Source organism: Bacteroidales bacterium (genome assembly GCA_021648725.1).
Classification (GTDB): domain Bacteria; phylum Bacteroidota; class Bacteroidia; order Bacteroidales; family JAADGE01; genus JAADGE01.
The window spans coordinates 1-12,232 of sequence record JAKISF010000002.1 but is presented as its reverse complement, the minus strand read 5'-3'; the positions used below and the strand labels follow the sequence as shown (position 1 = coordinate 12,232).

The window sequence follows — 12,232 nt, the reverse complement described above, 5'->3', positions numbered from 1 at the left end:
TTTAAATAGAATTCTATGCAGCATCTTAAAAAAATTGTACTTACAATAGTAAGTTTGTTATTTACTTTTTACTTATCGGCTCAATCTAATGAAGATTGTATGATGTGCCATGAAGATAAAGGTTTAACGACAATAAAGCAAGGAAGAACAGTTTCTCTGTATGTAAATGACAAGACACTGCTTAGATCTGTACATAAAAAAGTTAAATGTGTGTCATGTCATAAAGATGCAGCTGTTGATTTTCCTCATCCCGAACGCTTGAAGAAAGTAAATTGCGGAGATTGTCATAAATCAGCAATGCGCAACTTTGATTCAGGCTTACACGGGCAAGCCTATAAAAGAGGCGAAATGTATGCTCCAAATTGTAAAGAATGTCACGGGAAACATGATATTTTATATAAAAAAAATCCAAAATCCCGAACATATAAAATGAATATTCCTTTATTGTGCGGAAAGTGTCACAGAGAAAATGCTCCGGTTGCAAGAATTTATAACATTACCGAACATAATATTCTTGAAAATTACAGCCAGGACATTCACGGTAAAGGTTTGTTTAAGAGCGGATTAATAGTGTCGGCAACCTGTAATGATTGCCATGGAAACCACCAGGTATTACCCCATACAGATCCTTTTTCATCGATTTCATCAAAAAACATTGCAAAAACATGTATGAAGTGTCACGCAAGAATTGAAGATGTTCATAAAAAAATAATTAATCAAAAGTTGTGGGAAGAAGAGCCGGGTAAAATACCTTCATGTTCAGATTGTCATTTGCCTCACAAAGTGAAAATTGAAAATATTGTTGAAACAATGTCTGTTCAGTCTTGTTTAAAATGCCATGCTAATGATGATATACACAAAATTGAAAACGGAGACACAATATCGTTAAAGGTTGATATTGATGATGTTAGGTATTCAGTGCATAAAAACATTACTTGTGTAAAATGCCACTCAGATGTATCTCCGGATCTTGACAGACCCTGCGAAACGGTCGGCAAAATAGATTGTTCAAGTTGTCATGTCGAAGCATCTAATCTGTATTTTGACGGCGGACACGGTCAGGCATATTTTAATAAACACGAAAATGCCCCTTATTGCACTGATTGTCACGGCAGTCATAAAATATTGGGAAAAAATGATGATACTTCGCCTATATTCAGAACATCAATACCGACTTTATGCGGAGATTGCCACAAAAAAGACGGTAAAGCAGATAAAGATGTTCATCTTAACGAGGTTGAAGCTTATAGTGATTATTCGTTAAGTGTTCACGGAAGAGGGGTTACCGAAAAGGGACTTTTGGTAAGTGCAGTTTGTACAGATTGTCACTCTTCTCATTATATGCTTCGTGCATCCGATGAACGCTCTTCGGTTAATCCGAAAAATGTTCCTGCCACTTGTGCAAAATGCCACAAAGGAATTTATGATAAATATATAAGAAGTGATCATGCAATTAACCGGGAAGGGGAAAACAGATTTCCGACTTGTGTAGATTGCCATTCTGCTCATGTTATAAGAAATGTCGGGAAAGATCAGTTCATGACGGAAGTTATGCACCAATGCGGCTCTTGTCATGAAGAGTTAGCTGAAACATACTTAGATACATATCACGGACAATCATATCAATTGGGATATGAAAAGTCAGCTAAGTGTTCTGATTGTCATAATGCCCACTTAATATTGAGTATGGATAATCCGGAATCAAGTGTCGGGGAAAATAATATTGTAAGAACATGCCAAAAATGTCACGAAGATGCAAATGAAAAATTTGTCGGATATTTAACACATGCAACACATTACAACCGAGAAAAGTTTCCGTTATTATATTATACTTATTGGGCGATGACATTTTTGCTTATAAGTGTTTTCGGATTTTTCGGTCTTCACACATTACTTTGGTTACCAAGGTCTTTAAAAGAAAGAAGACGCAAGAAAAAATTACACCCTCAACATCCGAGCGGTGAAGTGAAATATTTCAGACGCTTTACAAGAGCTCAAAGCATTACTCATATTTTTGTTATTGTCAGTTTTATTCTGTTGGCTTTAACGGGTATGATGTTAAAGTTTTCTGATATGCAGTGGGCAAAATTTTTAATTAAATACTTCGGAGGAGTTGAAGGTGCCGGAAATATACACAGATTTGGTGCATTTTTAACTTTTGGATATTTTGGGTTTCATTTGTATTCAATGATTAAACAAAAAATTTCGCGTAAAAAAAGTATAAAAAACTTTGTGTTCGGAAAAAATTCATTGATGTTTAATAAACAAGATGTTAAAGATTTTGCAGCATCAATTAAGTGGTTTTTCGGTAAAGGACCGAGACCAAAATACGGAAGATGGACATACTGGGAGAAATTTGATTATATGGCAGTATTTTGGGGTATCGCTGTTATCGGGTTTTCGGGGTTGATGTTATGGTTTCCCGAATTCTTTTCAAAGTTGTTGCCGGGTAAATTTATTAATGTTGCACAAATTATTCATAGTGATGAAGCTTTACTTGCAGTAGGATTTATTTTCACAATTCATTTTTTTAATACACATTTGCGTCCTGAATCATTCCCTATGGATACAGTTATATTTACCGGGCATGTTCCGGCAGAAGAATATAAGGAAGACAGACCGAGAGAATATGAAGAATTAGAAAAAGAAGGGAAACTTGATAAGTTAGTTACTAAAAGAGAATTTTCAAAATTACGGATGAGAGTAATTAAAACTTTCGGATTTTTATTCTTGGCAACAGGAACCGTGCTTGTAGTTTTAATTATTTACTCTCTGTTATTCGGATAAAATAAGCATTTTTATTAACTTTTAAATATTTAACGCATGAAATTACCTAATTCCTATTACAACACAATGTCTTTTTTTGGCAGTTTGATTGCCGCATTTTGTTTTGTCTTGATTTTGTTTCTATTTATTGTCAGTACATACTTTATGGAAAGCGGCGGATATATCGGTTTGATTATTTACATTGTTTTACCGATGATAATGATAGTCGGACTATTTATGATACCGTTGGGTATGTATTTGAAGAAAAGACGAGAAAGAAGAACCAACAAAACAGAAAACAAATGGAAAGTTATTGACTTAAATAACAGAACAACAAGAAATGCAATGATTATTTTTGTAATCGGAACATTCGTAATTTTATTTGCAAGTGCTATCGGCAGCTATAAAGCGTTTCACTATACAGAATCAAATGAATTTTGCGGAACTCTTTGTCATTCGGTTATGAGTCCGGAATATACTGCCTACCAACAATCGTCTCATGCACATGTAAAATGTGTTGAGTGTCATGTAGGAGAAGGAGCAGATTGGTATGTTAAATCGAAACTGTCAGGAATGTACCAAGTATATTCTGTTATTTTTAAAAAATACCCGAAACCGATTCCCACACCGATTCATAATTTAAGACCTGCAAGAGAAACTTGCGAAAAATGCCATTGGCCGAATAAGTTCTATTCAAACAGACTGGTTAATATCAGAAGTTTTTTGGCAGATACATTTAATACCGAATGTAATGTAACATTGAAGATGAAAACTGCGGCATCAATCAGTACTGACGGACATAGTGAAGGAATACATTGGCACATAAACCCTAATGTTAAAATTGAGTATATTGCAAGATCAAACCAAAGAGATACAATTCCTTGGGTAAAATATACAAACCTTGAAACAGGTGAAGTGACAATATATAAAGATGAATATGAACCTTTAGCAGATGAAGAAGTTTTAAGTCTTGATTCCAGAACCATGGATTGTATGGATTGCCATAACAGACCCTCTCACTTATTTAATTCTCCTACGGATTATCTTGATGACGGTTTAAATAAGGGGAAGATTCCGAAAGATTTGCAATTTATTAAACAAATAGCATTACAGGTTTTAAAAGTGCAATTTAGCACTAATGATTCAACCTTTAGTTTTATTAATGACAGTATCACAAATTTTTATAAAGAGGTACATCCTGAAATATATAAAAATAAAAAAGAGCTGATAGAAAAAGCAATTGCAGGAATCCAAGATGAATTCAGTACAAACAGTTTTCCTGAAATGAAAGTTTATCATAAATCGTACGTTAATCACATCGGACATCAAGAAACAAAAGGTTGTTTCAGATGCCATTCAGGAATTCATGTAAGTGACGAGGGTAAAAAAATAAGAAATGACTGTAACCTTTGTCATACAATACTTTCGCAAGGAGTAGATACATTATTTCGATCAACAGACGTAAACAATTCCTTGGAATTTAAGCACCCGATAAATATTGATGAGGCATGGAAAGAAGCAGCATGCTCTGAGTGCCACAGCGACTTATATTAAAAAAGACAGAAAATCAGTTCGTTTTATACGAGCGGATTTTTTTAAATTGAAATTATATAAACATTAGAATTGATTCTCAATAAAAGTCTTTGTAAATTAAGATATAACGAATTGTGTGAATTATATGGATTTGAATAACTGTGTTTTGCACTATAAAAAAGACAATTTCAAAACAAATTACAGCACACTATCATTAGTATAAACAAAGCTTTGTCGGACATATAAAAGGCATGACACAATAAAACGAAAAAAACAACACAGTAATTTGAGTTTGATATAATAAATTACGAAAAGCAAAAAAGGAGAGGTTCAAAAATTTTGAACCCCTTCTTTTTATAATATTTCAAAAAAACGATTATTTGAAGTCATTAAAATAAGCAATTTTTTCAGGAGTGTTGCTTTTAACAGCATCATCTTCAATATTAATTACATTTGAGGTTTTATCTTCATCAATTTTCTTTGCATCAATATCAACAGCAATACTCGGAGCAATAACTAAGGCAACAATCGACATTAATTTAACAAGGATGTTTAATGACGGTCCGGATGTATCTTTAAGCGGATCGCCTACAGTATCACCTACAACGGTTGCTTTGTGCATTTCAGAGCCTTTTGCATATTCTGTTCCGTCATGGCATTTAACACCTTCCTCAACCATTTTTTTTGCATTATCCCATGCTCCGCCTGCGTTAGACTGGAAAATTGCCATAATTACGCCTGTTGCAGTAACCCCGGCTAACACACCGCCTAAAACAGTTGCACCGGCTAAAAACCCGATTAGTGTGGGAACAGCTAATGCTAAAACTCCCGGCATAACCATCTCTTTAAGAGATGATTTTGTAGAAATCTCAACACATTTTTCATATTCTGCTGCACCCTCGGCGTCTTTTAATATTTTCTTTTCACCCTCGGAAGCATTTTTAGTATCCCCGTCATATTTTTTTATAATCAAAAGAGCTTCTTTAAGAACAGGAATATCTTTAAATTGCCTTCTTACCTCATCAATCATTTTACTTGCAGCTCTGCCTACAGCCCCCAGTGCTAATGCAGAAAATAAAAATGGTAACATTGCTCCGAAAAATAATCCGGCAATATTATAAGGGTCTGCCAAGTCAATTACATCAACATTTGCTTGTTGCATAAAAGCGGCAAATAAAGCTAAAGCAGTTAAAGCTGCCGAACCTATTGCAAAACCTTTTCCGATTGCTGCAGTTGTGTTACCTACGGCATCTAATTTATCAGTTCGTTCTCGTACTTCCGGTTCTAATTCTGCCATTTGTGCAATTCCTCCGGCATTATCGGCAATCGGTCCGTAAGCATCTATTGCCAGTTGAATTCCTGTATTAGCGAGCATTCCTACGGCAGCAATTGCAATACCGTATAAACCGGCAAAATAATATGACCCTATAATGGCAAGTGCAATTACTATTATCGGAAATGCGGTAGATTTCATTCCTACTTCCAGTCCGCCGATAATATTTGTTGCGGCACCGGTTCTTGAATTTTCAATAATTGATCTAACCGGTTTTGTTCCGGTTCCTGTATAGTATTCCGTAATTTTTCCTATTGCATACCCTGCCGCTAAACCAAAAATTGTTGCTAAAAACACATTTAGTGAAGAGAATGTTTTTCCGTCAACAACCCATTCATCGGGTAACATTCCCTTAATTATAAAGAAGGAAGCAATAATCATTAATACGGATGAAACAGCCTCTCCCGCATTCAAACCCTTTTGCGGATTTCCGCCCTCTTTAACTTTAACAAAAAAAGTTCCTATTATAGAAATTATAATGCCTGCTCCGGCTAATGTTAAAGGTAATAATATCGGTCCTAACTTAAAACTTGAGAATGAATCTAAGTCGATAAATGCAGCTCCAAGCACCATTGTTGCAATAATTGAACCTACAAAAGATTCAAAAAGGTCGGCACCCATTCCTGCAACATCGCCAACATTATCACCAACATTATCAGCAATTGTTGCAGGATTTAAAGGATGGTCTTCCGGAATACCGCTTTCGACTTTACCCACTAAATCTGCACCTACGTCAGCTGCTTTTGTATATATCCCTCCGCCCACACGAGCAAAAAGAGCGATTGACGAAGCACCGAGAGAAAACCCTGAGATAACATTCAGAACTTCTGTTGTTCCGCCGTCAAAACCCACCATATTATACACAACAAATAGGATACTAAGCCCCAAGATTCCCAGGGAAACAACACCCAAACCCATAACAGAACCTCCGTTAAAAGCAACTCTTAAAGCATCGTTAATTGAAGTTCTTGCGGCATTGGTTGTTCTCACATTCGATTTTACGGCAATTCGCATTCCTAAATAACCTGCCAATGCTGATAATACAGCACCGGTAATAAAAGAAACTGCAATAAAGCCGTTTGAAGCATCTTCGGACTCCCCTTTAAAATATAATAAAATTGCAACAGCAGCAACAAATACTGCGAGAATTTTATATTCCGCTTTTAAAAATGCCATTGCTCCGTCAGCAATATGTTTTGCAATCTTTTGCATCTTTTCGGTGCCGGCATCTTTTTTATTTATCCAAGCAGACTTCCAAATTGTAAACAAAATTCCGATGACCCCTGTGCCGATTAATGCATATACAATATTTTCCATTTGTATTTTTAAGGTTTTTGTTAATTAATATATAATGTTAATTATTGTTAAAAAATCACGCAAATATATTTTTTTATTCTGATAATCAAAAAACAAATACAAGGATTTATATTTGTTGTAAAAAGTATCAATAATTATATTGATTTCAGATAATTGGCTTTTTAGCATATAAGTCTAATAATCTGCATGTTCATTAAATAGTTTTGAGGAGAATCCGAAATAAAAAACAGTATTCTTATTTTCTGTAAAATCATTTGCTTCTTTTCTGTGAAAAATGCCCAATTCAAGTCTTAAATTATAGTTCGGATTTATCAGATAAGAAACATGAAAATCAATAAATGTAAGGTTTGTAATTTCCCCTTGTAAAAATGTTATTCCTAAATCACTCGGTCTTAAATTATAATCTTTATAGATATTACTCCCATAACTTATCGTATCGGTATCACTCCCTTTTTTTGCTAAAATAATTTTTGCATTTGCCGAGAACCGACCTATGTTATATCTGATTACAGAAATTGCTTCGATAAAATTTGCCCCTGCAGGATGTGCAAGATTTTGATGATAATTGCCATAGTTTAAATTTGCTAATGCATTTTCGGAAACGGCAACACCGTGAGAATAAGTGTAGGGTCTTATTAAATTAATTTCTCCTCTGAAAAACAATCCGGTCACGTTTAAAAAGTTATATGCTTTCATGCCTGTTTGAATTCCGAATTTATTTCCCCACCAACCGGAGCCGTCATTTAATCTTGAAATTATCAAATCGTCCAAAATAAATTGAGAATATAAATGTAAAGAATTAAACAACCGCAAATTTAAACCTATTCCCATTAAAGAATTATCAGATGTTCCCGCATAAAATTCAATCGGTCGGTAAAAAATTACCGGATTAAAATATGCCGCTTCGTAACCGGTTTTATTTCTGTTAATGTCATAAGGGTTAGAAATAATTGCTTCAAAAAAGTTAAAATTTATTCTTTTTGTAATGTTTAAGCTGAAATAATGTATAAATGCGGCTTTATTATACAAATTAAAGTTTTGTTCCGAGTTGTACAGCTCAAAGTCGCTGAGTTTTGCAATCATCCAAAAATATTTTATTCGCCAAATATCTACTGTTGTTTTAAAATAAGGATATGAATTGCTGTTGTCTGAAAGAAATAGTGAACGATAACCGTTTCCTAAAAAATGCTTGCCGTTTCCGATGTACAATGAAATGTTTTTTGTGGGATTGTAGCTGAGCTCTCCGTTAAATGAAAAAAATGTATAATTATTTTCATTATTTGAAATAAAATGTCCGTAATGAGGAATAATTCCGAAAGAATCGACAAAGTTTTTTTGAAATACCGGAAATTGAACTTTTGAATAAAAAATATCAGAAGTGAAAAATAATTTATCTTTAAATTTTGAATTAATACTGAGCCCTGTTTTATAATTAAAAAATAAAGAAGATACGATATTTTCGTAAGTTGTTTGCGAATGAATCAAGGGATTTACTCTGACAGAGACATTATCTTTTTCAACATTAAACAAATCCTTATTTAACAAATTATCAAGCAATTTTGAACTAACCGATATATTGCTTTCGGCTTTAAACTTTGAAAAATCTTTTTGAGAATAGGGTTTTATCGTAAAATGAAAACTTGAGTCAGAAGAAACAGATTGTTCGTTCAGAATATTTATTTCATGATTCGTTCGAATGTTTTGACTAAAAATATATGAAGGAAACAGAAATAATAAAAAGATATAAATGAAGGAATTATTTTTTCGCATTTATTTTATTTTTCTTGCAATACTATTTTTATTTTTTCTTATTAATAAGAACAGGAATGTAAAAAACGACCATTGCAGCCAATAAAAATAAAAGTATTAACCTTCTTATTCCCATTTTGTTATGCAAATACATTGCAGCAACAATAAATAACATATTAATAACAACAATAATTAAAACTGCTTGTTTATGTGAAAGTCCTAATCGAATAAAAACATGATGAATATGTTGTTTGTCCGGTTTAAATAACGGTTTTCTCTGAAAAAAACGAATAAACATAACTCTTAATGTATCGAATAGCGGAACTGTTAATATTGCTATTGAAATTGCAGGAGCTCCGTATTTTGCATAATCAAAATCGTGTTTAATATTCACCTCATTAAATTTGATAATAAGAACCGAAATTATTAAGCCTAAAATAAGAGAACCGGTATCTCCCATAAAAATTTTATTATTTTTTGAAAAAACATTATATCTTAAAAAGCCAAATAATGCACCTATAATTGATGCTGCTATTATTACATATTGATATTCTCCTACTAAAAAGAACCAAATGCCGAGAGCACCTGCCGAAACAACTCCTATACTTGCCGACAAGCCGTCAATTCCGTCAATAAGATTAAATCCGTTAATTATAACAAGAAATACAAAAATTGTTAACGGAATACCAAAATACCTCGGGATTTCAGCTATGCCGAAAAAACCGTGTAAGTTTGTTAACTCTAAGTCAGAAAAAAACACTATAATAAATGTGACGACTATCTGCCCCAACAGTTTCGTTAAAGGAGCAATCACAAGAATGTCATCCTTAATTCCGATAAAAAACAATATTACGGTTCCAGCAATGATAAATTTTAGTTCCGGAATTAAAAGAATATCACAAAAAAATAAAACTGAAACAGCAAAGCCCGAAAATACAGCCAAACCTCCGAGGGTAGGAATGCTGAAACTATGAACGGTTCTGTCATCGGGTTCATCAAATAAGTTTTTTAATCGAGCCACCTTAATTATTGAAGGTATTGAAACTAAACTTATTATTAATGAAGCAATAAAAGCCCCGGCTATAATATATTGTATCGATATCGATTCAAACATATATATTTATTTGAGTATGCAAAGTTCAACAATTTTATTTGAAAAAAAGAAATTTGTAAAAATATTTTTCAGGTATAAAAATAAATACTTAATTTACTAATAAAGACGTTCTTTTAGAATTAAGGTTGCAAGAGGCATTAACTATTTTCAAATAAATATAAAAACAAATAAAATATGAAAGTTTTAGTTACCGGAGGAACCGGAATGACCGGAGCATATTTACTTTTAAAACTGATAGAAACGGGATATAATGTAAAAGCATTACACAGAAAAAACAGCAATCTTGAAATTACAAAGAAGGTTTTTATTAATAACAGCGGTAAAGGCAATGAATTATTTTCAAAAATTAACTGGACGGAAGGCGATTTAACAGATTATAATTCGGTTAATAATGCAATGAAAGCTGTTGATATAGTGTATCATTCTGCAGCAATGGTTTCGTTTAAACCTTCCGAAAGAGATTTAATGATTCATAATAATGTTCAGGGAACTGCAAATGTTGTTAATTCGGCATTAATTAATAATGTTAAAAAACTTTGCCATGTAAGTTCAGTTGCCGCACTCGGAGATGCTCGAGAAGGCGAAGCCCTAACCGAAGAAACAGAAAAAACAAACTACAAAAATGTTTCCGGCTATGCAATAAGTAAGTTTCGTTCAGAAAAAGAAGTTTGGAGAGCTTATGCCGAAGGCTTAAATGTTGTAATTGTTAACCCTTCGATTATTCTCGGAGCAGGAAATTGGAAACACGGAAGCCCGAGGTTAATAAAAACAATTTGGGACGGTCTTAAATATTATACAAAAGGAGAAAACGGTTTTATTTATGTAAAAGACGTAGTAAATATTATGGTTAAACTTACCGAAAGTGATATTTCGGGAGAAAGGTTTATTTTAAATGCTGAAAACCTTCCTTTCAGAACAGTTTTTAATATTATTGCAGATAATTTAAATAAAAAAAGACCGCATATTTATTCAACAAATTTTATGTTGCATTCTTTAAAAATATTTGATAATATAAGATATCAATTAACAGGTAAAGAACCAAGACTTACAAAGCATACACTAAAATCGGCTCAACAAATTCACACCTGTTCAAATGAAAAGATAAAACAAGCAATTAATTATAACTTTAAACCGGTTGAAGATGCACTAAAAGAAATTTGCAAAATATTTCTTACGGAATTTGAACCAAAATGATAATTTTGTCGTATAGTTTTAATAGTTGATGAAAAAAACACACTTTATTCTATATTTATTATTCTTGCTTTCCGGCATCCCCGAACTTAAAGGGCAAAATCCTTTATGGACTGACGGTACAGCTTTTACTGTTACTCAAAAGAATTTAGAGCTAAGCATTTTCAGGCCTGCAAAATTCGGATTGACGAAAAAAGATGAGATTTCGGCACATCCGGTTGGTGTTTTTGTTTTACCTCATATTTTTTATAAAAGAAGATGGGTAAAATTTGAACTTTTCAAGCAGCGATTTTTGTTTTCATCTCGGCACGGAATATATTATCCTCGAATTGCTTTAAATATAAATAATCGTTTACCTTTTCGTTTTTCGGAAGCAGTTCCGCAAGGTGCAGCCAATCCGCAATCTTTAGCAATACAAAACGAAATAATTTTAAGTCATTTTTTAAACGAGCCTAATCATTGCACAGCAGGCGATAAACTTATAACTGCTCGTTTAGGTTTTAAATATGCCTTTAAATTCAGCGATTATGAGCAGCCCCTAATTTATCAATCTGTTTTATACAGAGAAACTATAGTTTTTTACCCCGGTTTTGTTTGGTATGTCGGGGCAGATATTGACGGACATCTCAACACAATGTTTAATTACTTTGCAGATTTAGATTTTTATTCTCACGGATTTATTAACAGTTGGGCAATAGAAAGCAAATTTGGAATTATGGGATATTCAGGAAAACATTTAAGCGGCTTTGCAGGAATAAAATTAGGGTTTTCAACAATGCCCGGAAGAAACCGGTTTTTAATAATGCCTATTGCGGGTATGTCTTATAATATTGATTTCAGAAGACCGAAAAAACACGGAACAAAGCTATTTAAAAATAAAATTTTCAAACACGACAATTCTTTAGAACGAGATGATAAATACTATGAAGAGCTTGAAAGGCGTGAAAGTTTAAACGACAGTATTCAATAATACTTATGTGATATTTATTTTATATAACTTTTAATAGCTTTTTGACAGAAATAAAAAAGAGGCACAGAAATATTGAGCCTCTTTTTTTATTTTCGTCTTTTTTTAACGGAAGTTCATCAGCCTAAAACCTGTCTACCCCTTTGTTTATAGGCAAAGGCTCAGGTTTTGAGACAAAAGTGTGGGCAAGAAAATAAAATCTAAAAAATATATAAATAATTTTGCTACAATAAATTAACTTATTATCTTTGTCGGCAAGATG

General features: G+C 33.0%; 7 protein-coding genes. 4 read left to right on the top strand and 3 right to left on the bottom strand.

Annotated features, from left to right (window positions below; genetic code table 11):
- Nucleotides 1-15: 15 nt before the first annotated feature.
- A complete protein-coding gene (locus L3J35_01015) occupies nucleotides 16-2,787 on the top strand; it encodes a cytochrome c3 family protein (GenBank protein MCF6364760.1) in 2,772 nt (923 codons plus the stop codon).
- A 36-nt stretch (nucleotides 2,788-2,823) separates the two neighbouring features.
- The gene (locus L3J35_01010) at nucleotides 2,824-4,320 is read left to right on the top strand and encodes a NapC/NirT family cytochrome c (GenBank protein ID MCF6364759.1); all 1,497 of its coding nucleotides are present in this window, start codon (nucleotides 2,824-2,826) and stop codon (nucleotides 4,318-4,320) included.
- 355 nt (nucleotides 4,321-4,675) lie between these two features.
- On the opposite strand, the gene L3J35_01005 is transcribed toward L3J35_01010, so the two are convergent.
- The 3 genes from L3J35_01005 to L3J35_00995 form a co-directional block, all read right to left on the bottom strand.
- Nucleotides 4,676-6,949, bottom strand: a complete 2,274-nt coding sequence (locus L3J35_01005; GenBank protein MCF6364758.1) for a sodium-translocating pyrophosphatase — start codon at nucleotides 6,947-6,949, stop codon at nucleotides 4,676-4,678.
- Nucleotides 6,950-7,123: 174 nt separating this feature from the next.
- Nucleotides 7,124-8,719, bottom strand: a complete 1,596-nt coding sequence (locus tag L3J35_01000) for a hypothetical protein (protein ID MCF6364757.1) — start codon at nucleotides 8,717-8,719, stop codon at nucleotides 7,124-7,126.
- A gap of 28 nt (nucleotides 8,720-8,747) precedes the next feature.
- Nucleotides 8,748-9,812: an undecaprenyl/decaprenyl-phosphate alpha-N-acetylglucosaminyl 1-phosphate transferase gene (locus tag L3J35_00995; protein MCF6364756.1), complete on the bottom strand. Its 1,065-nt coding sequence runs from the start codon at nucleotides 9,810-9,812 to the stop codon at nucleotides 8,748-8,750.
- Nucleotides 9,813-9,986: 174 nt separating this feature from the next.
- Between L3J35_00995 and L3J35_00990 the strand changes: the two genes are divergently transcribed.
- On the top strand, nucleotides 9,987-11,006 hold the full coding sequence (locus L3J35_00990) for an NAD-dependent epimerase/dehydratase family protein (protein ID MCF6364755.1): 1,020 nt from the start codon (nucleotides 9,987-9,989) through the stop codon (nucleotides 11,004-11,006).
- 28 nt (nucleotides 11,007-11,034) lie between these two features.
- The gene (locus tag L3J35_00985; protein MCF6364754.1) at nucleotides 11,035-11,973 is read left to right on the top strand and encodes a hypothetical protein; all 939 of its coding nucleotides are present in this window, start codon (nucleotides 11,035-11,037) and stop codon (nucleotides 11,971-11,973) included.
- Nucleotides 11,974-12,232: the final 259 nt, after the last annotated feature.